18 protein-coding genes are annotated in these 26,392 nt (G+C 38.4%); 9 read left to right on the plus strand and 9 right to left on the minus strand.

All coding sequences use genetic code 11. The features are described 5' to 3' along the window. Positions 1-175 precede the first annotated feature (175 nt). Positions 176-1,129, minus strand: a complete 954-nt coding sequence (locus tag LUA86_RS18120; protein ID WP_231465443.1) for an ROK family protein — start codon at positions 1,127-1,129, stop codon at positions 176-178. Positions 1,130-1,455: 326 nt separating this feature from the next. Between LUA86_RS18120 and LUA86_RS18125 the strand changes: the two genes are divergently transcribed. The 5 genes from LUA86_RS18125 (at position 1,456) to LUA86_RS18145 (ending at position 7,168) form a co-directional block, all read left to right on the plus strand. After that, a complete protein-coding gene (locus LUA86_RS18125; protein ID WP_231465445.1) occupies positions 1,456-2,658 on the plus strand; it encodes a glycoside hydrolase family 88 protein in 1,203 nt (400 codons plus the stop codon). Positions 2,659-2,660: 2 nt separating this feature from the next. Then, positions 2,661-4,640, plus strand: a complete 1,980-nt coding sequence (gene hepC / locus LUA86_RS18130) for a heparin-sulfate lyase HepC (RefSeq protein WP_231465447.1) — start codon at positions 2,661-2,663, stop codon at positions 4,638-4,640. A gap of 51 nt (positions 4,641-4,691) precedes the next feature. Continuing rightward, entirely contained in the window at positions 4,692-5,570 is an 879-nt protein-coding gene (locus LUA86_RS18135; RefSeq protein WP_231465449.1) for a heparin lyase I family protein, read from the plus strand. A 32-nt stretch (positions 5,571-5,602) separates the two neighbouring features. Beyond that, positions 5,603-6,361 carry an SDR family oxidoreductase gene (locus LUA86_RS18140; protein WP_231465451.1) on the plus strand — a complete coding sequence of 253 codons (759 nt, stop codon included), beginning with the start codon at positions 5,603-5,605 and terminating at the stop codon, positions 6,359-6,361. Between the two features lie 228 nt (positions 6,362-6,589). After that, positions 6,590-7,168 (plus strand): helix-turn-helix domain-containing protein, encoded by a 579-nt coding sequence (locus LUA86_RS18145; protein ID WP_231465453.1) that lies wholly within the window; start codon positions 6,590-6,592, stop codon positions 7,166-7,168. A gap of 74 nt (positions 7,169-7,242) precedes the next feature. On the opposite strand, the gene LUA86_RS18150 is transcribed toward LUA86_RS18145, so the two are convergent. The 8 genes from LUA86_RS18150 to LUA86_RS18185 form a co-directional block, all read right to left on the minus strand. Next, the gene (locus tag LUA86_RS18150; RefSeq protein WP_231465454.1) at positions 7,243-8,403 is read right to left on the minus strand and encodes a TIGR03364 family FAD-dependent oxidoreductase; all 1,161 of its coding nucleotides are present in this window, start codon (positions 8,401-8,403) and stop codon (positions 7,243-7,245) included. After that, on the minus strand, positions 8,400-9,740 hold the full coding sequence (locus tag LUA86_RS18155) for a DUF5690 family protein (protein WP_231465456.1): 1,341 nt from the start codon (positions 9,738-9,740) through the stop codon (positions 8,400-8,402). The genes LUA86_RS18150 and LUA86_RS18155 overlap by 4 nt, the downstream gene beginning before the upstream one ends. Positions 9,741-9,781: 41 nt before the next feature. Further along, complete coding sequence (locus LUA86_RS18160) at positions 9,782-11,449, minus strand: alkaline phosphatase family protein (RefSeq protein ID WP_231465458.1); 1,668 nt, start codon at positions 11,447-11,449, stop codon at positions 9,782-9,784. Positions 11,450-11,472: 23 nt separating this feature from the next. Then, on the minus strand, positions 11,473-14,286 hold the full coding sequence (locus LUA86_RS18165) for a TonB-dependent receptor (protein ID WP_231465459.1): 2,814 nt from the start codon (positions 14,284-14,286) through the stop codon (positions 11,473-11,475). A 384-nt stretch (positions 14,287-14,670) separates the two neighbouring features. Beyond that, a complete protein-coding gene (locus LUA86_RS18170; protein ID WP_231465462.1) occupies positions 14,671-15,579 on the minus strand; it encodes an alkaline phosphatase family protein in 909 nt (302 codons plus the stop codon). Positions 15,580-15,592: 13 nt separating this feature from the next. Further along, a complete protein-coding gene (locus tag LUA86_RS18175; RefSeq protein WP_231465464.1) occupies positions 15,593-16,834 on the minus strand; it encodes an MFS transporter in 1,242 nt (413 codons plus the stop codon). Then, the gene (locus tag LUA86_RS18180; RefSeq protein ID WP_231465466.1) at positions 16,824-17,906 is read right to left on the minus strand and encodes an alcohol dehydrogenase catalytic domain-containing protein; all 1,083 of its coding nucleotides are present in this window, start codon (positions 17,904-17,906) and stop codon (positions 16,824-16,826) included. Before LUA86_RS18180 ends, LUA86_RS18175 begins: the two co-directional genes overlap by 11 nt. Before the next feature lie 93 nt (positions 17,907-17,999). Next, on the minus strand, positions 18,000-18,689 hold the full coding sequence (locus LUA86_RS18185) for an HAD hydrolase-like protein (RefSeq protein ID WP_231465468.1): 690 nt from the start codon (positions 18,687-18,689) through the stop codon (positions 18,000-18,002). A gap of 831 nt (positions 18,690-19,520) precedes the next feature. Here LUA86_RS18185 and LUA86_RS18190 point away from each other — a divergent pair. The 4 genes from LUA86_RS18190 to LUA86_RS18205 are packed head-to-tail and all read left to right on the plus strand — an operon-like array spanning position 19,521 to position 26,160. After that, positions 19,521-22,259 carry a DUF1553 domain-containing protein gene (locus tag LUA86_RS18190; RefSeq protein WP_231465470.1) on the plus strand — a complete coding sequence of 913 codons (2,739 nt, stop codon included), beginning with the start codon at positions 19,521-19,523 and terminating at the stop codon, positions 22,257-22,259. A 9-nt stretch (positions 22,260-22,268) separates the two neighbouring features. Then, the gene (locus LUA86_RS18195; RefSeq protein ID WP_231465472.1) at positions 22,269-23,780 is read left to right on the plus strand and encodes a DUF1501 domain-containing protein; all 1,512 of its coding nucleotides are present in this window, start codon (positions 22,269-22,271) and stop codon (positions 23,778-23,780) included. 48 nt (positions 23,781-23,828) lie between these two features. Further along, positions 23,829-24,764: a sugar phosphate isomerase/epimerase gene (locus LUA86_RS18200; protein ID WP_231465474.1), complete on the plus strand. Its 936-nt coding sequence runs from the start codon at positions 23,829-23,831 to the stop codon at positions 24,762-24,764. A gap of 1 nt (position 24,765) precedes the next feature. After that, positions 24,766-26,160 carry a c-type cytochrome domain-containing protein gene (locus tag LUA86_RS18205; protein ID WP_370634394.1) on the plus strand — a complete coding sequence of 465 codons (1,395 nt, stop codon included), beginning with the start codon at positions 24,766-24,768 and terminating at the stop codon, positions 26,158-26,160. The last annotated feature ends 232 nt before the right edge of the window (positions 26,161-26,392 follow it).

Consider the following 26,392-nt stretch of genomic DNA (forward strand, 5'->3'; position numbering starts at 1 on the left):
CAGTTAGGTTAGTTTGGTATTTATTCTAAAATATGTTGGTTAGTTGTATCGATGTTATATTTGCTGAAATTTGACTGCAAATATTTGGTTATTTTCAAAAACGAATCTAGGTTATAGCATCCATTTTGAGTTTTAAATTTGATTAAAATATTATCAATATTGATTAATTGAAAGTTTAAACTACCATTTTTTGATTTATAGCTTCAGATACGCCGTACTTTTGAAATACGTTTGCTGCACAGCCTAATAACCCTGCTTTGTTACCAAGACCAGCAGCAACAATTTGGGCTGATCCTGGTCCTGTTGGTACAGCCAATGCCAAGACACGTTTTTCAATTTCCCTGATGTAAAAGGAACCCGACTCACTAATGCCTCCCCCAATAATTATCCTTTGGGGATTGAACAGGTTGATAAAACTTACAATACCTGTTGCCATATAATCAAAATGGGATTCCATCACCTCCAAGGCATCGCTTTCCCTTAACATGTACTTACTGACGATATATTTTGCATCAACATTATCAGGAGCATCTGTACGGATAGATTGATAGTGATTGACCATTGCTGTAACAGAAGCGTAGGCTTCCAAACATCCCCTGGCCCCACATGCACAAGCCCTACCTTTATGATTTACGATAATGTGTCCCAATTCCGTTCCCCTGTTCTTAAACCCGCCATAAAGTTTGGAGTCAATCAATACCGCACCGCCAATTCCGGTACCTACTGTGATAAACACCGCATCACTACAATCTTTCGCCGCACCATAAGTCAGCTCACCTAAGCCCATTAAGTTCGCATCATTATCAATAATAATGTTTTTGCGGGTAACTAGTTTCAGTATATTTCCAAGTTCTACATTTTTAAAACCTGGCAAATTGATTCCACCAGCAATTACTACATTATTCTCAATGATACCTGGAAATCCTACTCCTACCCCAAGAATTGAATTATCATATCTTTTGGCACAATCCTTAATGGCTTCGGTCATATAACCGATTACAGCGCCATGTGTTTTTACATTTCTTAGCGAAAAAGTTGTTGAGTACAAAATTTTACCCTGGGCATTTACGACACCACACTTTATTGAAGATCCGCCAACGTCGATACCTATTGCATTTAATTGGTTCATGTTTAAAACATTATTTAGGTTGAGATAATTTATGATCAGTGTCGACTTGCGATGAGTAACATAATCAAACCCTAAAGTAGGTGCATTTCAAAACTTATAATTTCGATTTTAGCCTAAAGTATTTAAGTTTTGACTAATGCTAACAATTATTAATGTGGTAAAATATTTCCACAGAAGGCATTTGAAATAGGTTTAAGCCAAAAAAAATCTTAATCAAAATCAAAAGCATTTTAACTAAAATCAAAATCAAAAATGCATCGCCTACCTTAATTTCACAATTGCTTATTAAGCAGATTATTCAACCAGCAAAAAGATACATCTATCAAATGAAAAAAATTCTAACCATATTCTTTATCAGTGCCCTGACATTTAAAAGTTATGCACAACAAGAAACGCAATGGTTTTCCAAAGCAACCCGTGTAGTCGAGCTTCAACTTAAAAAAGCAGCAAATACCTACAAGCCCGGAAAAAATCCGCGTTCTGTGAATCCTGATGGAACGGTCAGGCTAGCACCGTACAAAGACTGGACAACTGGATTTTTTCCAGGTTCGTTATGGTATGGTTATGAACTTACGGGAGATAAAATCCTTGCCGCTGATGCCAAGCGCTTTACTTTAGCTTTAGATTCTGTAAGGTATATTACCAATACACATGATGTTGGTTTTATGCTCTACAGTTCTTATGGAAATGCATACCGCATTACTGGGGACACAGAATATCTACCAGTGCTGAAAGACGGGGCAAAGCATTTATTGAACCGTTTTGACCCTAAAATAGGAGTTATTCGTTCTTGGGATTTTGCATGGTGGAATTATCCTGTAATCATTGACAACATGATGAATTTGGAATATTTATATTGGGCTTCAGATTTTCTTAAACAGCCCAATTACGCTAATGCTGCAAATGCTCATGCTTTAACCACCATTAAAAACCATTTCAGGAAAGATTATAGTTCGTACCATGTTGTAGATTACGATCCTAAAACAGGTAAAGTCATTCGCAAGGCCACACACCAGGGATTAACTGATGAATCGGCCTGGGCCCGCGGGCAAGCATGGGGACTTTATGGATACGCCATGTGCTACGCCAATTCCAAAAATCAAATATTTTTAGAACAAGCTGAACACATTGCATCTTTTATTATGAATCATCCGAGAATGCCAAAAGACAAAGTACCTGTTTGGGATTTCGATGTTCATAACGCCCTTGACACCGCAGAGCAAGCGCCGAGAGATGCTTCAGCCGCAGCCGTGATTGCATCAGGATTATTAGAACTGAGTACTCAAGTTAAAGATGGTCAGAAATATTTCACTTATGCAGAAGATATTCTAAAATCCCTTTCATCTGATGATTATCTGGCGAAACCTGGTGAAAACAAATATTTTATTTTGAAACACAGTGTTGGTGCTTTCCTTTATAATTCAGAGATTGATACGCCACTAGACTATGCAGATTACTACTACCTGGAAGCGCTGAAACGTTATAAAGAAATCAAAAAAATTGATTCAAAAATATTCAAAAAACCTTAACCATGAAACTAAGAATATATATTACCCTCGCAATTCTTTTAGGGTTCATTGTAAGTTTGAAGGCGCAGGAAGGTCCGATTTCAAAAGAAGACTTCAGCAATATTAACTTAACCTACCATGGACTGGAAAGAGTAAATCAACGCTTTCAATCTGCCAAGTATGATGATGCTGCCAAAGAACTGTTGTTATATTACCGCAACCGAAAAAAAATTCGCCATCCTGAATTCAATATCGCAGATGAGCAGCGTTTCAAAGGAAAATCAATAGGGGCAGCAAACCAAGAGAAAGCAGATAACGCATTGCTTCATAAATTCCAGCCACATAAAGGTTACGGATTTTTCGATTATGGAAAAGACATCAATTGGCAGCTCTGGCCGGTAAAAGATAACGAGGTAAGGTGGCAGCTGCATCGCGTATACTGGTGGCAAACTATGGGATTAGCCTATAGAAGCTCGGGAGATGAAAGATATGCAGCGGAATGGGTTTATCAATTCCGCGATTGGGTTAAGAAAAACCCATTAGGCCTTTCTGCAGATAATGATGCCTATGCATGGAGGCCACTGGAAGTTTCGGAAAGAGTACAAAGCTTGCCTGGAACCTTCAACTTATTTCTATCTTCAACTCATTTTACTCCAGCATTTTTAATGGAGTTCCTGAAATCATTTCACCAGCAAGCGGATTATATTCCACAGCATTATTCCAAAGAAGGCAATCATTTATTGTTTGAAGCCCAGCGAGTATTATTTGCAGGAGCGTTTTTTCCTGAATTTAAAGAATCGCCATTCTGGAGAAAGAGCGGAATAGATATATTAAATACAGAAATCAAAAAGCAGGTTTATGCCGATGGGGTACAGTTTGAGTTATCCCCTGTATATCATATTGCATCTATTGATATCTTTCTAAAAGCTTACAACGCCGCTAAAATGGCTGGTGTTGAAAGTGAATTCCCAGAAACTTTTAGCAAGACTATTGAGCACATGATCATGGCTAATATTGATTTTTCTTTCCCAGATTATAATGCGCCAATGTTTGGAGATTCATGGATTGCTAACAAATCAGGAAGAATTAAACAATATCAAAATTGGGCAAAAATCTTTCCCGAGAATAAGGTAATTCAATATTTTGCCACAGAAGGGAAAGAAGGAGCATTACCTGATCACCTTTCCCATGCATCGAGCAACGCTGGTTTTTATACTTTCAGAAACGGATGGAACGATAAATCAACAGTGATGGTTTTAAAGGCTAGCCCTCCTGGAGAATTCCATGCGCAACCCGATAATGGTACATTTGAGCTTTATGTAAAGGGTAGAAATTTTATGCCTGATGCAGGTGCTTTTGTTTACAGTGGCGATGCAGAAATTGACAAGCTTCGTGAACAATATCGCCAAACCAAAATGCATAATACACTAACATTGGATGATCAGAATATGGTCATCACAAATGCTAAACAAAATAAATGGAAAACGGGTAAAATGATGGATGTATTGACATTTACCAACCCGAGTTATAAGAATTTAGATCATCAGCGAACTGTTTTATTTATTGATCAAAAATATTTTATCATCATAGATAGAGCAATTGGATCTGCAAAAGGGAAATTAGATATCCGCTTTCATTTAAAAGAAGATGCCAAGCCTATTTACTACAAATCAAAACACCTAATATATACCACCTACGGCGATGGCAACAACTTATTGATACAATTGCTTAACCCAGAAAACACAGCCTTGTTAGAAGAGCAAAGTAAAGTTTCTTACGAGTATAGAAAAGAAATGACTCGTCCGGCAGTAGCCTTCCAAAAACAGAAGATTGATGCAAAAACACCATATTTTATCAGCGTAGTTTATCCTTTTACAGGTACAAAAGCACCTGAGATAACGATGAAGGAAAATACTGGAAATGACTTTGTTCAAGGTAAAATAGATTTCGAATTGATGATCAACGGAAAAAGCCAAAATGTTAAAACCAACATTAATCAGTAAAGGCTGTTTGTCGCATCCTAATTATTAAACACAATCTAACCAAAGGGAATAATGAAAAACATAAATCTTACGTCGCACAAACTTCTGATATTTATTACGCTTCTAGCGATGTCGTGTAGTAAAGAAAGTGCTGTTGAAAGTCAAGATAGTGTTTCAACGCTATCCTTGAATAATGAAAACAATGTTAAGAAAGCGAGTGACACATTTAATAATGGTGATACAATCCTTAATGTAAATTACGAAACTGGTACTTTTGACTCAGGGATTACGGGCGTAACAGCCACGCATGCAAGTGCCGCAGATGCTGCATATATAGTAAATCCTGCAAATAATGGCAGCAACTTTGCCATTGCTCATAAAATCGTATATGGCGATACCGCGTACAATTCTGATGGAAACATAAGAAGTGAAAGTGACGCAGTCGATATACAGAGTGCAAGGTTTTTCCCTGGCGATGAACGTCGTTACGAATTCAGTGTTTTATTAAAGGACTGGACACCCTGGGTTTCTGGATCTACCTACGAAACAACAATATACCAACTAAAAGTATCGGGCAATTCTACATCCGGATCTGGCGTTCCACTACAATTTCGAACTGCAAGAAATGCGATGCGTTTAAGATATGAAGGTTCCACTTCAATAAAAGACATTATTACAGATTTACGCCCTTATGTAAACCAATGGTTAAATTTTAGGGTAGATGTACTATGGGCAGACAATAATACAGGCTACATGAAAACCTATATGAAGCTTCCAGGACAAAATAATTATGTTCTGGTTGATGAAAAAACGAACTATCTCACGTTTGCTGGCGATGTAAGTGTTGGAAATGTAGGCTACATTAAATGGGGAGTTTATGTAACTCAAGCACCCTTGATCCGTATTGCTTACCATGATAACATCAGAATTATTAAGTTGCCGCTACAATAGCTTGGGCAATTAATTCCTTAAAAATATAAAAAATGAAAATTGATCTTTCTGGAAAAACAGCCATAGTTACCGGCTGCAAAAGAGGCATTGGCAAAGCCATGGCCATTGCTTTGGCGGAAGCTGGGGCTGATGTAGTTGGCGTATCAGCAAGTTTGGAACTAATTGGCAGCGATGTTGAAAATGCCATTCTTAGTTTGGGAAGAAATTTTCACGCATACCAATGTGACTTAGGAAATCGGCAAAAAATTTATGAGTTTATTAGCGAAGTCAAAAAAAAACACAAGTGCATTGACATCATCGTTAATAATGCCGGCACAATATTAAGAAAACCTGTGTCCGAGCACTCAGACGAATTTTGGGATGAGGTTATTTCTATTAACCAAAGTGCTCCATTTATTCTCAGCAGGGAATTTGGAAAGGATATGGTTGCCAGAGGTAGTGGTAAGATCATATTTATTGCTTCACTTCTTTGTTTTCAGGGAGGGCTCACTGTGCCTAGTTATGCCGCTAGTAAAGGCGCAATTGCATCGCTAACGAAAGCCTTTGCAAACGAATGGGCTTCAAAAGGAGTAAACGTAAATGCGATCGCCCCTGGATATATTGCTACAGATAACACCAACGCAATTCGCGAAGATGAAAATCGAAATATCCAAATTTTATCGAGAATCCCCGCTGGAAGATGGGGAGAGCCAGAGGATCTTAAAGGACCACTTCTATTTCTAGCCTCACAAGCAAGTGATTACGTTCATGGAACAATATTAACTGTTGATGGCGGATGGATGGGCAGATAATCTCAATTCAATTTGCCTAAAACTTATCACCTCAATTTTTCTGGAAACCTTACATATTAATAATTAATAGAAGATGAGATACAAAACCCTTTGATATCAGGGTTATGCCTAAACTTTAGTTAAGAGCAAACATAAAAGTTAATTTTAATCGCAAAAATGTTTACATATACTTAACTTTGAAAACCCCAGAAAATTTCACTTCTGGCATATTGTAAAGTTTAGCAAAGGATGAAAGAAGATACGCTTTTAAAGATTAGTAATAAGATAAAGGAAAAAAGAAGAGAGCAGAATATTACTGTTCAAGAGTTAGCAGATCGAGCGAATGTAAGTAAAGGATTAATTTCTCAAATCGAAAATTCAAGAACAATACCTTCTCTGATTGTGCTCATTGATATTATTAAAGCGTTAAATATAGATCTTAATGTTTTTTTTAAAGATTTTACGAACAGTGATAATCAGGAAATGGTTCTGGTAAAAAAAGCATCTGAATACGAAAGCTTTGAAAAAGAAGATGCCAATGGTTTTCTATACAAAAGAATTTTTACCCCATCGATTAATAAAGGAACCGTTGATGTAATCTTACTGGAACTGGAGCCAAATGCCAATCGCCCAATGGTTGAAACTGAAGCATTTGAGTATAAATATATTCTTAGCGGGAAAGTATCGTATAACATCGACAATAAGATCTATGAATTAAGCGAAGGAGATTCACTTCTTTTTGATGGTCGAATTCCCCATACACCTAGCAACATCGGGAAGAAAAAGGCAGTAATGCTGGTCATCTATTTCTTTGAGGACAAAAACTAAAGGGCAATTTTACCTTTCGGCGTTCTGATAAATGCAATCCAAAATAATTAACTTTGGATTGCAGTGATAAAAGTTTAGTTTCTAAATATTTTCTGAATGCTTTCCGCAGCATAACCAGCACTGGCTGTCATTCCTTTACCGCCTATTGCAGTACGGATGTGAATTCGGTTATCTATGTCATATTCTACGATGTGTTTTGTGGGGTGTTGCGGATAAAAACCTGCCCAATAGTGCTGAATTTTCCGAACATCGAAGTTCACAATTCTTTGTGCCTCGGTAAGCATAAGTTCATTTACAAATTGCTTTAAGTTGAATCCTAAATCATCAAATTGATCAACATTTGCATATTCATGGCTATCGCCAATGATGAAACTTCCATCAACAGCTTTCTTAAATAAAATATGTATCCCCCATTTTTTTAATTCTTCATAATGCGCAGGTGTAGAAATATTATTGAAAGATGGGCAGTGATGCTCAAAACTTTCATATCGCCGAGTGGTTAATCCTGTTAAAATATTTCCTTCCAGATTTACCTCTGGCATCGGTACAGTTCTCATCATTTGCAACTTGCTGATTACAATGCCGCTTGATAAGAAAAGATCGGGAAATAACAGTTTAAATTCGTAGCCATTGCAAACTATCACCTTATCTGAAAAAAATTGCTCTCCTTTTGTAGATTGGGTATGCACTTCGTTTCCGACAATTTCGCTAGATACTATGGGTGTATTATAAATGATGGCATATTGAGAAAACTTTTCGCTCATGTAACGCTGTAGTCTGTGTATCATCAAATCGGGCTCTACACTAACTTCTTGTGGAAAGAATAGCGCCTCCTTTACATATTGACCGTTGAGTGCTGGATGCTTAGCTAGTGTTGATTCTTTACTTAGCATCGAAGAATCATAATCCAAACCGTCATAATGTTTTTTGAGTTCATGTAAAAGCTGTACTTCATCATCATCAGAAGCAAGGTACAAACTACCATTCTGTCTCACTGAAATATCAAAGTCAGCCTGGATCTCCTTGTAAATATTTGTTGCAGTCCGTCCATATTCGAACCATTTATCTTCCATGCCCGATGGAACTACCTGCCCAAAATTTCTAACTGTTGAACCGACAGCATAATTGTCTTTTTCCAACTGAAGCACTGATTTATTTTCTTTTAAGGCATGATAAGCGTGAAAAGTGCCCAATATCCCACCACCAATGATGATCAGATCATATTTTTGTTTCATACAAATAGTATTTGATTTTTATCCCGACTATTGATTGAATCCATAGTTGGTTTTACAATCGGTTGAGTTTGCTTTTTAAATCTAAAATAAATCATGGAAAAAATGGTTAGCACCAATCCACAGATGGATACAAGCCAAAGCGATCCTTTAAAAAATTCGATCCAGCTTATCCGCGGATTACCAATTTCTTTAACACCAAGGATTGTAATACTGGCTAAATATCCAAAAGCATCAGCAATATATATGAGAAAGCCAATGTTGCCCTTATGGTGGTATGTTGCAATTAGCCTTTCGAAAAAAACCGCGTTGTAAGGAAGATATGCCATGAAGAGGCCAATTCCAATACTGGTCATCCAAACCACGGGATCGATGTAACCCCATTGATAAAATAATGAAGCTGAAAGAATAACCAAGCAACCCATGATGATCATTATATGAATCAGCATAAAAGCCTTCAGATTATTTCGAACCATGATTAATAAGCTGAGCAGCACCAGGATAACCAAACTGATAATAGTATCAATTTGGGCATATATTTTATTGTTTGATATGCCCAAGCCTTTCCATATTTCCACTTCAAAATTATCCCTCATATCCCTTAATGCAGTAAAAAGAACATAAATTATTACTGTTACGATAATGCCAGGAAAAAACCGTTTTAAAAAGGCGAGGCGTTCTGCCCCATTCATAGCTACTCGTTTAGTTCGTAAAAGAATATCCTCCTGCGTTGGTTGAGGCATTGCTTCCAGCATCAAAACAAAGCCAATTAATGGTAGTATGAAAAGAAGTCCCATTGCAAAAGGCATCCATATTTCGTTAAGCCCAATAATTTCCATGAGCATCCGTCCTACCGTTTTTACAAATCCTGAGGCAAATATCAACGTGGTAGCCAAAACAGCACCCATAAATTCGGTGGTTTTACGCCCTTCAAGGTAACTGCAAACCAGACCCCATATCATACCTAAAGGAAATCCATTTAGAATCATACACAAAATATTATATGGAGCAGGAATTATTGCTAAACCTAAAAGTGCTCCCCAACTTACCATAATAAGCAAAAGGATATTCTTTGCTCTACTCCTACCTTTGCGTTCAGAAATAAATTTAATGCCATAAAATTTACTGGCTGTGTAACCGATCATTTGGGCAATGACCAACCAGATTTTATAATCAATGCCCAGTAATTCTTCATGCCCGGAAAATGTAGCTGCAGCAAACGCTTTTCGAAAAGCATACATGGAGGTGTAGCAACCGAAAGCCGCTATAGCGCCCCATAAGGTGATGGCTGTAACGCCCATTCCAGTCAGTTTATCACTTATTCTCTTCCCAACTAACATTTGCTTATCGGCTTGCTTGTTTGTTTAAATATTCGATTTTATTAAAACTGAACCAGGCTATTTCCATCATAATAAGCTGGTTTCGAGATACCCAAGAACCCGAGAATGGTTGGCGGAACCGTGTATAGATATGGCGCTCCATGGTAATCGGTTTCCTTTTTCCAGAATATTGGGCTGCTCAAACTTGTCCAGGCGATTGCACCTCCGTTTTTGGAAGTTAATGTAGCGGCTGGGGAAGAAAGGCTACCTTGAAAAGTACCACCAGAACCATCATTTCCTTTGACATAAAAAACCAATGATGATCTATCTGGATGACTTTCAGATAAAAAATTGAAGGCGTAATTACTAATTGAGGATGGAGAAAGTGCCTTTTTGAAAAATCTAACCTCTGTGATATTACCTGTAAATGAAGGATTATAACTCATGGTAACATCCTGACCTAATTTAAAGGCCTGGTTACTTTGAAGATCGCCAACATTGGAAATATTACCTTCGCTTACCAACAGTCCACCATCATAAATTTGTGCTTTTTGTGTAGTTCTATTCACAACAATTGCAACATGGTGCCATCTTTGATCCCTCAAATCTACTCCATCTACATCCAAACGTTTACTTCCATCACCAAAATTCGCCCTTATAACCCCGTTTCTATTGCTGATAATAATTCCTTTGTTATAACCATTAGCCCAATTTTTGTTACCGATAATAACCGGATCGCTGGTAAAATTGGTTGCTCGTACCCGAAATTCGATGGTAAAACTTGCACCGGCACTCAAATCTAATCCGGAAAGTGCAGGTAGGGATCCATAAACATTACTATTAAAGGTTGCAGCATTAACAGTTAATGGTTTAGTCTGTACAGTTTCCGTAGGTTCCTGATTGATTAATTTCGGTAAAACGGATGCATTATTTACAATGATAAATGCATTTCGTTCTTTATAAGATGCGCCGCCATGGCTTTGATCTCCGCCGTGATCGGTTGCCACAACGATTAACCAATCTTCATTGTTATAATTGGTTCTCGATTTAACGGCCTGAAGAATTTTTCCAACCCGAACATCAACTGCTTTTACAGAATCGAGGTACATTGGAGTTGTTGGAACATAATTGCTTGCATGCCCTGCATGATCCACATTATCAAAATGACAAAATGAAACATCAGGATTATTCTTTGTTAACTCTTCGATAATGCTAACCTGCGTTACATTATCATTAGCGCTGTTTTTTCTCACACTTAAATCCTGAGGAGAAATAATGTTATTATTAATTGACGCCCAAGTTGCAATAGATACCGTTCTAGCATTAGGCAGCGCTGTTTTTACCGATCGGAAAAATGAAGGGTAATTTACAAAATCAGCACCTGAAAAGCTGTTATCTGACGCTTTGTGCTTCGAAACACCAACTCCAGTGAAAAGTGCAGACCATCCATTTGAACTCCAGGTAGGAACCTCAGCCAAAGCATTGGTATAGGTGAGCGATTGGTCCATCAGTGTTTTTAAATTTGGAGCTGAAGCGGCACTTATTGTGCGCCAAACCAATCCATCTATTCCAATAAAAAGTACTTTCTTTACTTTTGATGATGCAGTTGGATTGAGGACAGCAACATTCTTATCGTCCATATTCCGGATCGTTTGATCATTTGCTTCATCGCTTTTTTTGCATGACTGACTCAAAATCAGTGTAAATGCAAAAGCTAGAATTGTTTTCATTTTCATAGGGATATTTATTAAAATTAAAGATTAAATCGAAAACCCAACTGTCCGCGTATGCCATAATATTCAACTTGTGTTGGGCGGGCCGGAACTCCATAGTAGTATCTAAACCGGGTATTGAGCAAATTATTAGCCTCTCCAAACATTAAAATTGATTTGGAAAGTTTGATAGATAGGTTGGCATCCATGGTCAGGTTCTCATCAAAATATTCGTCTTCGTTAGCCGTGTCACCGTAGGATACAATGTTTGCACCCTTATAGTTTGCAGCAAGTCTTGCCTGAACAATACCGCGTTCATAAAAAACCGCTAAATTAAATAGGGTATTGGCCTGGCCAGGAATACGAAGTTTATCTGTTCTGCCAATCACATTCATGTTTGATCTAATCAAGGTCAGGTTGGTATTCAAACCAAATCCACCGAGAAAACCTGGAAGAAAGTCGAATTTCTTACTGGCACCAAATTCGAAACCATATACTTTTGCACGATCGCCGTTTTGGTCCTGAAAAACCCTAACATTTTGCTGGCCTTCAAAAGCATTGTAGAATTGTGAGCCCCTAAAAATTGGATCTTCAACGTGTTTGTAAAATAGCCCGGCCGAAATTGCCCCAACGTTACTGAAGTAATATTCACTCATCAAATCCAGATTATATGATTTGATAGGCGACAATTGAGGGTTGCCGTAGGTAAATTCATTATCCTGAACCGCATAAGAGCCACCTGCTACCAATGAACCGAAATCTGGGCGAGAGAAGGTTTTAGTGGCAGCCATTCTAATATTTAGTTCATCAATCGGACTATATTTAATGTGAAGCATAGGCAGTAATACGCTGTAGTTATTTTTCTGGCGTTGCGGCGTTAATTTTCCCTTGTAATTAGGCTGACCAGCAACGGGTTCATATAACCAGCCTTGTACAGTCAGATCTGTGTTCTCCAATCTCAATCCACCTACAATACTGAATTTCTCGCTTACATTAATTGTAGCCATACCATAACCTGCAGATTGCTTTTCATAAAGATCAAAATTAGAACCTACCTGAACCCCATTCTTTAGCAATGCAGAACCAACTGAATCGACTTTCAAATTGTTGCGATAGCGATTGAAAAAACTATCCATATCGCCCACAGAGAGGAAATTTGGAAAAATTCCCTGAAATTGATTACCAATATTTTTTAGGTAATTATTGGCCTGAGGTTTAGCAACCAAATTAAAACTGGTGTAAGATGGTGCTGGCTGTGTTCCACCTTTATCATCCCAAACCCAGGTCGGGAGTTCATAGCGTTCAGTTCTTTTCTTGTCTCGATACTTTGCGCCAAATTTGAGTTCAATATCGTTGCTTATTTTAATTTTATAATTGGTTTGTGCAACAATCCGATCCGTTTCATTAATATGGTGCAGTTCCATCTGCACAGAATTGAAAGTGTATTTACTTGGGTCGTTGACAGCAGACTGACTTGGTAAAAGTGTTTGAGGCGAATTCGGATCAATCGGACCACCATCTACCTGATATGCAGTCATCTTATCTGCACCTAAGCCTTGGTAACCAACTTTTTCTTGATTATACTGAACGATATAATATGATGGAAAATCAGCATTTGGAATATCGCCATAGTTAAAATTATTGTTGTAGTGTGAGATTTTAACATCCAGCTTTGCTGCTGAACCTAGTGCAAATTCGCCACCTACATCTCCTCCAAACATCCTCGTTTTTAGTATATTATGAATGTTCTGAGCTTCAGCCCTGTCTTTTTCATAACGAAGACGCAGTTTATAGTGTTTTTCATTGTCATTTAATGATCCGTATAAACCGCGAACGTAAATTTTTGATTGCTGGCCAATACGATAGTCAGCTGCAGCATTTAATCCTACAGTATTTCTGGTACCGAAATAATCCCGTAATTCCATTCTGGCAATTCTGTTTCCGGAGAATCTTGGTTCAAAATTATCTGTTCCCCATTTGCGATTCCAAATGGTACCATTTACCACAAATCCGAACTTTTTATCTTTAGTCCTGTTGCCATATAGAATGTTACCACTAAAAATTGGCCCTTTGCCGTAATCATTATATCCACCACCTAAAGAAACACCCAAAGTGCGTTGATCTACCGAAGTTCTGGTAATAAAATTCACTGAACCACCCATGGCATCCCCTTCCTGATCGGGCGTAATGGCTTTTGAAACCTCGACAAACTGAATCAGTTCCGAAGGAAAAAAATCAAATGCTGTAGATCTTGATGTGGTTTGCTCTTCGGCCGTTGGAATCCTGTCGCCATTGATAGTAGCCGCACTCCATTGAGCTGGCAAACCACGGAGCGAAATAAAACGCCCTTCCCCTTGATCTCTTTCCAATACTACACCGGGTATACGTTGAACAGCCTCACCTGCATTTCTATCGGGTAGTTTCCCAATTCCATCAGCGGCAATTACATTTACAATTCGAGGAGAAGTTTTCTGCATGTTAAGCGCCCTTGCTTCCGAAGCACGGTTAGAGGAACTGCCTTTAATGGTTATTTCTCCTAGTGAGCGCTGATTAGAAAGTAAAATGATAGCAGGTACTACTGCCACCGAGTTTTCTGTAACGTCAAGTATTATATCTTGTGCATCGTAACCCACGGAGGTTATGGTTAAAGTTTGCATCCCGGAGGGAACATTGCTCAATGTAAATGCTCCGTTTACATCAGTACTTGTAGCTATTTTTACATTTTTTATTGATATAGATACCCCAGGAAGTGGGCCCAGGTTATCACGAACCAATCCTGTTAAATTTCCTTTTTGGGCAAATGCATATTGTACCATCATAAAAATTATGAGTAGCAGTAAGAGTTGTTTTTTCATTTCGCTTGCGTTTATAACAAGACAAAACTACTTCAATGTTTATAAATACTATACAATGTTTACAAATTTAACGTAATCATAATATGGATATTGTATGCTTAACTTTATAGTTAAATAAAGTTAACAAATACTAAACTATCACTTACTCTGAGGATATGAGCTTAATGTGAATCAGAAACCGCTTATAGATTTTATTCTAGAAGCGAAGCAATTTCAAGGATGGGAAAAAATGGCCTATTGTGATGACCATCAAGTGAAATATTAGACATGTGATGGCTCGCAAATTGTCCTCGTCCTTTACCAGTTGTGGGACGAAAAAGAATAGTCAACTTTAATAATTATGCTATACGCTTTATGGGCCTTGCAACCAAACTGGTTAAATCTTTATTTAAACAAATCTAAAAGTAAGTTGCCTGTCCATGATTGGGGAAGTTTTTTGGCTCCGAAAATATCAGCGATTACCATTGATGTATTTTTGTTGCTGTTATACTGGGTAAAAAGCCCCAATTTTTTTATTTTTGGACCTGTAATTGCCCAGGGCACTTCCATTTCAACCATTGATACACCTCCATGCCCTTTATTTTTCCCGCCATGATCTGTAATTAATAAGAAGTGTGTAGATTCATATAAACCAACTTTTTTCAACTTTTCCAATAGCTCGCCAATGGCAACATCAGCTTGTTCAATTGCGGTAATATATTCCGTACTCATCCAACCAAAACCATGTCCGGCGTGGTCAGTATGCACACTGTATAAAAAGGCAAGAGTAGGATTTTTTTGATTCCTTAAAAGAAAATCAAATGCTTTGTTGTAGTTTTCAAGGTAAGCATCATTTTCTCCGAAGGAGATTTCATCTAAATATTTTTTATTGATGGGGTATATTAATTCTTTCCAGTTGTAATAGTAGGCTGTTTTGACGTTCTTTATCTGATCTTTCAGCACTTTGAAAATGGAAGGATAATAGCCATCCGCATCAGTTTCAACACTCGACAACTCATGCGTTGCCAACGTCCACGCGTTATTGGTTATTCCATGTTCTTCAGGCCCAGAACCCGTAAAGTGGCTTGTCCAATTGGGTAATGTCACAGAGGGCATTACTGGCCTGGTGGAGAGTGATAGTGCGCCATCAGCAATCATTCGGTCCAAGTTGGGATGTTTTGCTTTTTTGAATCCTTCAGCACTAAATCCATCTAATCCAAGCACCAGCACACGGGTACTGGCTTTCTGAGCCTGAGCAAAACTGCAAAAGAATATTAATAATAGGGACAAAATAATTTTCATTTCTTTTCTCATTTAATTCTGTTAATTAATTACTGTTAGTATTTGATTTCGTAATGGTAGAGATAAGTACTACCGACATTAAACACATGATAGAAATAAGCACAAAAACACTTGAAGTGCTTTTCGTTAAATCGATAACCCATCCAAAAATCGGTTCGCCTAAGGCAGCAAATAAGTAGCCAATCATGTTCATACAACCTATGCCGGTTGCAACGGAGTTAGCAGGTAGCATTTGTGGACTTAGTGGCCAAAAATTGGCTTGCGGTCCATAAACAAAAAATCCCGACAGGAACATCAGTGCTCCACCTAATAAAAGGTTAGATGATGGAGAAATGTAGACTAAAATCACTAAGATTGCGCTTATGCCCATTCCTAATCTTATGGAAGCAATTCGGTTGCCTTTGTATATTGAATCAGACAGGGTTCCGAAAGAAATTGCTCCGGCAGCCATACCTATTGGCAATAGTAGGGTGGCCCACAAATAGTGCGGGTTATCTTTCCAACCTTTTCCCAGGTAGTGAACCGGTACCCAGAAAATCAGACCATACCTGGCCATACTTTCAAAGCCAAAAGATAATGTGGCCAATACAAAGTTTCGGTTGGCCAATACGGTTTTATACCTGGATAGCCAACTTTCATTCGCCAGCAAATCCTGAGTTGGTAATGCAGACATGGAGTGGAGTGAAGCAGAAGGCCTGTCTCTAATTAAAATTAAAAATAAAATGGCTACAAAGCCCAGTGGAATGATCGGTACCCTAAAAAGCATGCGCCAGTCGAGGTTCATTTGCAATAATACTATGGAGAATAAATAGGTAACAACGGAAGATAATCCAGCAGCCATGGTATAGAAACCGAAAGCCTTTCCATGTTCATCTTTAGACCACCAATTGGAAATCACCTTACTTCCGGGTGCCCATGCCATGGATTGAAAGTATCCGTTGAGCGCCCATAAAATGAGTATCATGTCTGAAGAATGCGAGAAACTTATGGCAACATTTGCCATAATGGAAAGAAAAGCGCCTGTTGGCACCATAAACCTTGCGCTTAGTTTATCGGCCAAGTTTCCGTTGATCAACTGACCGATGGAGTAACCAATCAGCATAGAAAAACTAATCCAGCCAATTCTGGTGTAGGAAATATCCAGATCTTTAGCCATACCTGTTACCGCCCAACCAAAATTATGTCTCCCTGTATAGAAAAACAGATAACATACCATCGTCACCAGCAACATCCTCCACTGCTGCTTTCTGAAAGATTTACTGTCCATTGCTTTTAAGATTAGTTATGTTTATTCCTACTCGGATGGGCTTTTGCGCTACTGCATAAGCCAAGGCGCTTTCAGCATCTTCAAGACTAAATTCTTTCTCAACAATTTGCTCGAAAGGGTAAGCATCATGATGCTCGGTGATAAAATCAACAGCAGCAACTAAATCATCGTGATTGTAATTATGAAGGCCTTTAATCGAAATAATCCCCCGCACAATTTTTTCTGCATCTACATGAACAGGCCGGGATTTGAATACGGCGCCTATCCAAACGGCCATACCGCCGACGGCAAGTGTCTCAAGCCCTTGCTCCATGGCATCAGGAGATCCGCTCATGTCGAAAACAACATCAATATTTTTGGGTAATGCCTGTCCTTTAGTTAATAGCAAGGTTTCTTTCACACCAAAATCGACTGACCTTTTTAATCTATCGGCATTAATATCGCCCATGTAAATGGCCTCTGCACCATTAGAGTGACACATCGCTGCACAAACTATACCTAACAGCCCACTCCCCGTGATAAATATTCTTTTGTTGCGAACATTACCAGAGAGTCTGATTGCCCCCGCAACTGTAGCAATAGAACAATTAATGGTAGCTGCTACATTTAAAGGAATAGCCTTGCTTAACTTGATAACGGTGGTTCCTGCTTTGATTATACAATGAGTAGCCAATCCCCCATGAAGCGAATCATCAGATGTGATTTGAGCATGTCCGTACTTAAAGAGATTATCGCTTTTTTGAGGCATGCCTCTGGTTGCTAACAAAGAGTTTGGATCAGAAGAGAAAATACTCCAGGTAACTAAGTCACCAATTTTTAATGGGTTACCCAAATAATCATACCTGCGGTGTCCTTCAGCAAACTGAGCAATTTCACCAACTATTTCATGGCCAAGAACTGTTGGCGTTTTTTCTGCTCTCAAACCACAATAGGTATGCAGATCACTTCCACAAATGGTGGTATATAGGTTTTTGATTAAAAGCTCATCTTTTTTTAAAGGTGGTATGTCTACTGTTAACATTTCCAACGACGAGCCTGGTCCGTTGAAGGCAAGAAGATTTGCTTTTTCCATTGCTTATTTCATTGTCCTGAATGGTTTAGGAGACTGCGTTTAGGAGAACCCAACCAAGTGTATCAGGAATAAATTTTATAATTTGTCAATCTCTCAGACATTTATAGGATAGTTCAATAGTGCTGGCAATTCAGACAGATTATTGATTACGTAGTCTGGTTTGACCGTTAATAATTGTTGAGAGGTGTGCGCACCCGTTGTAATGCCAATACTTAAACCACAACCGGCATTTTTACCTTCCATGATGTCAATGGTGGAATCACCAATTTTTACCACGCTTCTACTATCTTGGATATTAAATTGATCCATCGCAAATGCAATCATATCAGGCTCGGGTCTATTTTTGCGAACGTCAGATGCGGTAACAAGGGCATCGAAATCGACCCCTATTCTCCAGCCCAATTTTTTTAATATTGACATTGCTGTTTTGCGGTCATATCCTGTATTTAAAACAGCCAAAATATTTCTTCTTTTCAGCTCTAAAAAAAGCTCAAATGAATTGGGTTGAGGAAAAATTTCCGCTTCCTGGTAGGCAAGTGTTAATGATACGATAAAGTCTGAATAGATTTCATCAATAACCGATTCTTTTTCAACGTTGGCAAATGTCGCCAAGATATCTCTAATGGCTTGCTTTTTTTCCTTACCAGCGCCTTGATCTAAAACTTGATCTAAACTAAAATCGAAACCAGCCAAATTGATTGATTTTTGAAGTGTCTTATATACCAAATTGTTTTCATCCACTGTTGTTCCAGCCATATCGAATACAACCATTTTTATATCCATTATCTTTAATTTTAAATATTACACCAAAAGAAAATAACTTTTGTTTAGCAAAACTAAACATTGTTTATTTAAAATAAAAGGCATTGGTGTTAATTTATTGTTAAGGCTATCTTTTCTGGAAGCGCTAAAGCAATTTCGAACTTGCAAATACTTACCAAGACGTTACTATTTGCACTCAATAGCTGAACTTTCTTGGGCTAATCACAGGTGCAATTTCATCCCTTTGTAACCTAGCTGCTCTGGTGATTGCCCAATCCATTCGCCGGAAGCGCCTTTGATAATTATTGTTTTTCGCTTCGCATCAATCGCAATAAGAGTGAACAAAGGGTCTTTATAGGGCAGATCATTCTTAAATATGGATATTGTTGCTCAAATTCAGTAGGATAAGTCTTACGGTTGTGTTGATCGCCTACAAAAGTAAGAAGCAGAATTAATATATAAACACAGAATCCCTAAAATGGTTAACAACGCGTTAATATGTGTATGACTATTGATCGCGAACAGAATCTTATTTTTGTGCATACCGAGCAATTTACTTAGACCTAACCAGTCATCGTATCTTTTTATGAGCTTAAAACAATAAAAAACAATCTTGTTTCTCATACAAAATTTCAAAACAATCGACCTATATAGCTGATTTACTGAATATTACTTTTCCATTTTATATATTACAGTTTGTAGACCTTTAAAGACAACTAAAAATATGGTTTTCACCTTATATTTGTGTAAACCAGATATACTACATAAAATAAATTGGATTTGGAAAGCAGTACATCCAATGATATCATGCCATTTCTATTTTTTAATCATGTTTAACCCTAAGGATACCTGATGTTACGAAATAAAAAAATACTCTTTCCTGTAGGATTTACGTTAACTGTTATCGCAGTGATCGCTTTTTCCACTTTTAATATAGAAAAGCAAATAGATTTTAATTCGCAAGTAAAACCGATTTTAAATAAAAAATGTATCTCCTGTCATGGTGGAGTGAAACAGCAGGGTGGTTTTAGTGTGCTGTTTAGAGAAGAAGCAGTAGCCAAAACACAAAGTGGTAAACCTGCTATAATACCCGGAAACGCAGCGGATAGTGAATTTATCAAGCGCTTAAAATCAAATGATCCGGAAGAGCGCATGCCATACAAGCACCCTGCTCTTGAGCTACAAGAAATCAATATTCTAAGCGACTGGATTAATCAAGGTGCCAAATGGGGTAAACATTGGGCTTATGTCAGTTTGGCACCCACAACCATACCTCAGATAAAAGATAATTGGATTAGAAATGATCTGGACAAATTCATTCTAGTAAAACTAAATGAAAACAAACTTCAGCATGCTGAAGATGCTGACAGGGCAACATTGTTACGAAGAGTGAGCCTGGATTTGATTGGCACCTACCCATCTGAAAAGCTATCTAATAGATATTTGAGCAGCAAAAATGAACGACAGGCTTATGAATTGCTAGTGGATAGTTTGCTTGCTTCGCCGAAATTTGGAGAACGCTGGGCTTCGATGTGGTTGGATATTGCCCGATATGCTGATACAAAAGGGTATGAGAGCGACCCAAACCGAAATATCTGGAGCTATAGGGATTGGCTCATTAAAGCTTTTAATGCTGATATGCCATATAATAAATTCATCACCGATCAAATTGCTGGTGACCTATTTTCAAATCCAACAGATGCACAGTATATCGCGACCTCCTTTAGCAGAAATACACCAACCAATGATGAGGGCGGCACAAATAATGAGGAATTTAGAACTTCAGCAGTTTTAGATCGCGTAAATGCAACATGGGAGGGATTAATGAGTACGACATTTTCTTGTGTACAATGCCATAGCCATCCTTATGATCCTTTCAAGCATGAAGAGTACTACAATTTCATGTCTTATTTCAACAATACAAGAGATGAGGATGTACCAGCAGAGTATCCTTTATTCAAGATTTTTAATGATAGTTTAAAAAATGAGCTAAACAATCTAGAAAGCTGGGTCAGTACTATTGCGGGCAATGAAAGAGCAAAAAAAGTGAGCCTGTTTTTGAAGACAGGACAACCTTCTATCAATTCCACAACAGCAGACCAACTTATAAATTCGGTTATTGGAAATAATAATATTGCCCTATTTTTCAAAAACAAATCCTCCGCGAGATTGAAAGCTGTCAATATGGAAGATGTTAATCATATCATTCTACGCTATAATTGTACAAAATCAAACGGGACGCTGAGTTTACACTCAGGTGGTCCAAATGGCCCAATGATAACGTCATGGAAAGTTGATCAAACCAAAGGCAATGAAACGGTTGAAAAAGATATCGTTCTTCAGAAAGGGACAAAAGATGTTTACCTGAAATACATCAATCCTTCGGTGAAAGACCCCAACGAATTTATGCTCTACTTCGACTGGTTTTACTTTACAAAGCAGTTTCCAGGAAAAGGACGGGCAGATTATGTGAAGTATAAAAAAACCTTTACCGATTTGATGAACAGCCGAACGATTACTACACCGGTAATGATCGAGAATCCATCGAGCATGAGGCGAAGAAACTTTGTCTTTGAACGTGGCGCCTGGACCTCAAAGGGCAAGGAAGTTACCGTAGGTGTACCAGCCTCACTCGGATTTGCAATGCCCGGAAATGCACCAGCGAACCGCATGGGCCTGGCGATGTGGCTGACTGATAAGCGAAACCCTTTAGTGGGAAGAACAATTGTTAACAGATTATGGGAACAGTTATATGGGGCTGGTATTGTGGAGACATTGGAGGATATGGGAACACAGGGTTTGGCGCCAACACACCAGGAGCTCCTGGATTTTATGGCATATCAATTCATAAACCAATACAACTGGAGCATAAAAAAAATGCTTAAGGAAATGGTTATGATGGCTACCTACAGACAAGATAGTAAGGTCAATGAAACTTTAAAGGATAAAGACCCATTCAATAAATTTTATGCCCGTGGATCGAGAGTGAGATTAAGTGCTGAACAAATAAGAGACCAAGCGCTATCGGTATGCGGGGTATTAAGCGATAAAATGTATGGGCCGCCGGTCATGCCCTGGCAACCGGAAGGAATTTGGTTTTCGCCTTATAATGGAGATAAATGGCGAATTAGTTCAGGGGAAGATCAATATCGCAGAGCGATCTATACCTATTGGAAAAGGACTGCCCCATATCCATCATCGATTGCTTTTGATGGAGCCTCCAGAGTAGTTTGTAGTCCACGTCGCATACGCACCAATACACCATTGCAGGCATTGGTTACCTTAAACGATAGCGTTTATATCGATATCGCTAGAAAATTAGCCGCAAGAATGGAAAAAAATGGAGGAAATAGCAATGCAGCAAAGATTGCCAAGGGTTACAAATTGATTCTTTTTAAGCCTATTCCAGAGAACCGACTCCGTATTTTTATGAATCTGTATCAAAAAGGATTTCAAGAATTTAGCAAAAATCCTGCAAGTGTATCGGCATTTATGGATGATAAAAAACAACTATACAGGCCTGAAAATGCAGCGATGGTTCTGGTAGCCAATGCAATGCTTAACCTTGATGAAGTAGTTACTAAAAACTAACGACAGCTTATGACAAAAGATGAATTAAATGCCTACAAATTAGTCAAGGAAGCCCAGGAAGCTGAAGCAAGGGTGCACTCCCGCCGTCATTTTTTAAAGGAAAGTGCGATGGGTTTGGGTGCTCTTGCATTTGGTTCGCTAATGGGAAGTTGTGGTAATCTTTTTTCTCCTTCACAAACTAAAATTGCTTACGATCCTGCTCATCCATTGTTACCGAAATCACCGCCAATGCTTGGCAAAGCCAGAAGTGTTATTTATTTACACATGGCTGGCGCCCCCTCGCAGTTAGAATTGTTTGATTTCAAGCCTGAACTAAAAAAAATGGATGGTCAAGACTGCCCTCCTTCTTTACTGGCTGGGAAAAAATTCGCCTTCATCACCGGCGTTCCGAAAATGCTTGGTCCTCAGGCTAATTTTGCACTGTATGGACAATCCGGAGCTTTAGTGAGCGATAATTTGCCGCACTTTTCTACTATGGTGGATGAGGTGACTTTTTTAAAGGCGGTACATACCGATCAGTTCAACCATGCACCGGCACAATTGCTGGTACATACCGGATCTCCAAGATTGGGCAGGCCTAGCATGGGAAGTTGGGTAACCTACGGCTTGGGATCAGAGAATCAAAATCTTCCAGGCTACGTAGTACTCACCAGCGGCGGAAGCTTCCCAGATGCTGGAAAGAGCGTATGGGGAAGTGGTTTCTTACCTTCAGTTTATCAAGGAGTGCAATGCCGCAGCGAAGGCGACCCCGTGCTTTTTATAAAAGATCCGAATGGTATGAATAGAGATTTGAGAAAAGCTTCGATTGAGGCAATTAATAGCGCCAACGAATGCCAATATCAAGAGTATAATGATCCCGAAATACTATCGAGAATAGCGCAGTATGAAATGGCTTATCGCATGCAAATATCTGCACCAGAAGTGATGAACATTAACGATGAACCGGCTTCCATTCATGAAATGTATGGCACTCAACCCGGTAAAGCTTGTTTTGCCAATAATGTTTTGCTCGCCAGAAAGTTAGTGGAAAAGGGTGTTCGTTATGTTCAGCTTTTTGATTGGGGTTGGGATGCTCATGGAGACAGCCCTAATAATTCTCTTAATATCGGATTAAAAAATAAGTGCAGAAGCATCGATCGGCCGATTACGGCATTGTTACTCGATTTGAAGCAGCGTGGTCTGCTCGAAGAAACCTTAGTAGTATGGGGTGGTGAATTTGGTAGAACACCAATGATGGAAAACAGAAATGGAATTCAAAATCCATTTAAAGGAAGAGATCACCATACTGAAGCATTTACCATTTGGATGGCTGGCGGAGGCGTTAAAAAAGGCTTTACACATGGAGAAACCGATGAAATAGGCTACAGTGCCATAAACGGAAAGGTTGATGCTTTTGATATTCAGGCAACAATCTTAAATCAGCTGGGTTTCGATCATGAACAGTTTACTTATCCCTTTCAGGGCAGGCCATTCAGGCTAACCGATGTGGCTGGAAAAGTAATATCAGAAGTGGTGGCCTGATTAACAACAGTATATTAAAAATCAATTGATCTATTAACTAATATCCTAATGATTCATCAAAGCAGAAGAAAATTTATACAAACAACAGTCGGGGCAACTGCAGTTTCTCTTTTGATAACTGCCAATAAAACACTAGCAATTTCACCCCAAGATGTAACCGCCAAGCCAGGATTTCAGATAGTATTTATGCAAACAGATTGGGGTTTTGAAGGCAGCAGAGATGAGTTTTGCGCAGCAGTAAAGAAAGAAGGATATCAAGGCATCGAAGTATGGTGGCCGGGTGAAGATAACGCTGTGAAAGAATTGTTTGCGGCAATAAAAAAACATGATTTGGAAATCGGTTTCCTTTGCGCCGGGTCTGGTTCAAATATTGGAGCACATTTGGACACTTTCAAAAAAAATTTAGACGCCATTTGTTCCAACAATTATAAAAAACCTTTGTACATCAATTGCCATTCGGGAAAGGATTTTTTTACTTATGAAGAAAATAAGCAAATCCTCGATTATACCATAACCAAAAAAAAATCATCGGGTATACCCATTTATCATGAAACACATCGAAGCAGGATGATGTACGCTGCACCGATAGCCAAAAATTTTGCCGAGAAAAATCCGGAAATCAGATTTACCTTGGATATTTCTCATTGGTGCAATGTACATGAGAGTTTGCTAGCAGACCAAAAAGAAACCATTGATTTTATTCTGGAGAAAACTGACCACATCCACAGTAGAGTTGGTCATTCGCAGGGGCCTCAAGTGAATGACCCAAGAGCGCCTGAATGGGCAAAAACTGTAGACGCTCATTTGGCTTGGTGGGACAAAGTGGTGGCCTACAAAAAACAACGTGGTGAGCAAATGACTATTCTTACAGAGTTTGGACCAGCGGATTACATGCCTTCCCTTCCCTACACCAAACAACCAGTTGCAGATCAGTGGGCAATAAATGTTTACATGATGAAGCTGTTAAAAAAAAGATACCAATAACATGCTAGAATTTTTTGGCCGCTTTCATCCGGTTTTCGTTCACCTCCCTATCGGAATTTTACTTTTAGCTTGCTTTTGCATTTTTCTTTCCTTCATGAAAAGATTTAAGCCGCTAAAACCGGCAATTCCATTGATGTTGATTTTAGGAACAATCAGTGCTGTTGCCAGTTGTATCACAGGTTATGTATTAGCAGGAAGTGGAGAATATAGTGGCGATTTAATAAATGTTCATCAATGGATGGGTATTAGTGTGGCTGTAGTATCTCTTACTTTAATGGCACTATACACCAGGATAACATCAAACATTCTTATGGGGAGCATTTCTGGTGTTCTCGTTGCGCTCATTTCTATTACAGGCCATTTAGGAGGTTCACTTACTCACGGCGCAGATTATCTCAGTGATCCACTCTCCAAAAACACAGAAACCAACGGAAAAGCGATACCAAATATTCCAAATATTCAAGATGCTTTTGTTTATGAAAATGCCATCCAGCCGTTGCTTAAAAATCGTTGCTACAGTTGTCATGGAAATGAAAAGCAAAAAGGCAATTTACGATTGGATCAAAAAGAATATATATTAAAAGGCGGTAAAGGTGGAAAAACACTAATTATTGGAAATGCAGAAGATAGTGAGTTGATTAAACGAATCATGCTACCCATAAATGATGAAGACCACATGGCGCCTAAAGAAAAGCCGCAGCTTACGCAAAACGAAGTTGCACTTTTAAAATGGTGGATTGATAATGGCGCTGACTTTAGTAAAAAATTTAAAGATATTCAACAATCCAAAGAAATTAAAACCGTGCTCTCCTCTTTGGAAAATGGTCAAGATGAATCTCAAAAAACCAAAAAGGCAGATATTCCAACTGAAGAGGTATCGGCTGTGAAAATTGATGTCTTAAAAAAACTTACCGAGGCCGGTGCGGCTATATCGCCAGTGGCGCAAAACACAAATTACCTCACAGCTAATTTTATAAATGTAAAAACCTTTAACAAGGCTGTTTTATCTCTTTTGAGGTCAATAGATAAGCAACTGCTTTGGCTTAAAATGGATAATGATCAGGTGAGTGATCAGACATTAGAAGCGATTAAAAACTGCAAGAATTTAACCAGGTTAAGCCTAAATCGTTCAAAGGTTACTGATGCGGGACTCTCTGATTTAAAAGACTTATCCAATTTAGAATCGCTAAGTTTAGTGGGCACACAAGTAACTAAAAACGGAATTATCCAGCTCAAAATGCTTCAAAAGCTTAGATCTGTCTATTTGTATCAAACTGCGATTTCAAAAAATGATATAGCCTATCTTGTAAGTCAGTTTCCTAAATTGGTTATAGATACAGGAAATTATAGGATACCTCAATTGGCTCAAGACACAACAATTTTTAAAGCCCCTTAACATAATTTTAGTTTTATACAATGGTTTTTACTGCTAAAAACAAATGAAAAGCTTTTTCCTCTTCATTTTTTTCGAGAGATATTTAATAAAAATTTCAGCCTGGCTTGTGCACTTCCCAAAATTCAGACCATTTAAAAGTAGAATTCTAGACCGAGCGCAGCGAGGCTATTAGAAAAACTATTAATTTTAATTGGCAATATGAAAAGAATCAAGTTTACGGAATCCCAGATTG

Origin of the sequence: Pedobacter sp. Leaf132, assembly GCF_920984695.1 — a bacterium.
Taxonomy (GTDB): Bacteria; Bacteroidota; Bacteroidia; order Sphingobacteriales; family Sphingobacteriaceae; genus Pedobacter.

Bases quoted from the DNA above. Each gene is read 5' to 3' on its own strand.
- LUA86_RS18120 (WP_231465443.1), bottom strand. From the start codon at position 1,129: ATGAACCAATTAAATGCAATAGGTATCGACGTTGGCGGATCTTCAATA.
- LUA86_RS18125 (WP_231465445.1), top strand. From the start codon at position 1,456: ATGAAAAAAATTCTAACCATATTCTTTATCAGTGCCCTGACATTTAAA.
- hepC (WP_231465447.1), top strand. From the start codon at position 2,661: ATGAAACTAAGAATATATATTACCCTCGCAATTCTTTTAGGGTTCATT.
- LUA86_RS18135 (WP_231465449.1), top strand. From the start codon at position 4,692: ATGAAAAACATAAATCTTACGTCGCACAAACTTCTGATATTTATTACG.
- LUA86_RS18140 (WP_231465451.1), top strand. From the start codon at position 5,603: ATGAAAATTGATCTTTCTGGAAAAACAGCCATAGTTACCGGCTGCAAA.
- LUA86_RS18145 (WP_231465453.1), top strand. From the start codon at position 6,590: ATGAAAGAAGATACGCTTTTAAAGATTAGTAATAAGATAAAGGAAAAA.
- LUA86_RS18150 (WP_231465454.1), bottom strand. From the start codon at position 8,403: ATGAAACAAAAATATGATCTGATCATCATTGGTGGTGGGATATTGGGC.
- LUA86_RS18155 (WP_231465456.1), bottom strand. From the start codon at position 9,740: ATGTTAGTTGGGAAGAGAATAAGTGATAAACTGACTGGAATGGGCGTT.
- LUA86_RS18160 (WP_231465458.1), bottom strand. From the start codon at position 11,449: ATGAAAACAATTCTAGCTTTTGCATTTACACTGATTTTGAGTCAGTCA.
- LUA86_RS18165 (WP_231465459.1), bottom strand. From the start codon at position 14,286: ATGAAAAAACAACTCTTACTGCTACTCATAATTTTTATGATGGTACAA.
- LUA86_RS18170 (WP_231465462.1), bottom strand. From the start codon at position 15,579: ATGAGAAAAGAAATGAAAATTATTTTGTCCCTATTATTAATATTCTTT.
- LUA86_RS18175 (WP_231465464.1), bottom strand. From the start codon at position 16,834: ATGGACAGTAAATCTTTCAGAAAGCAGCAGTGGAGGATGTTGCTGGTG.
- LUA86_RS18180 (WP_231465466.1), bottom strand. From the start codon at position 17,906: ATGGAAAAAGCAAATCTTCTTGCCTTCAACGGACCAGGCTCGTCGTTG.
- LUA86_RS18185 (WP_231465468.1), bottom strand. From the start codon at position 18,689: ATGGATATAAAAATGGTTGTATTCGATATGGCTGGAACAACAGTGGAT.
- LUA86_RS18190 (WP_231465470.1), top strand. From the start codon at position 19,521: ATGTTACGAAATAAAAAAATACTCTTTCCTGTAGGATTTACGTTAACT.
- LUA86_RS18195 (WP_231465472.1), top strand. From the start codon at position 22,269: ATGACAAAAGATGAATTAAATGCCTACAAATTAGTCAAGGAAGCCCAG.
- LUA86_RS18200 (WP_231465474.1), top strand. From the start codon at position 23,829: ATGATTCATCAAAGCAGAAGAAAATTTATACAAACAACAGTCGGGGCA.
- LUA86_RS18205 (WP_370634394.1), top strand. From the start codon at position 24,766: ATGCTAGAATTTTTTGGCCGCTTTCATCCGGTTTTCGTTCACCTCCCT.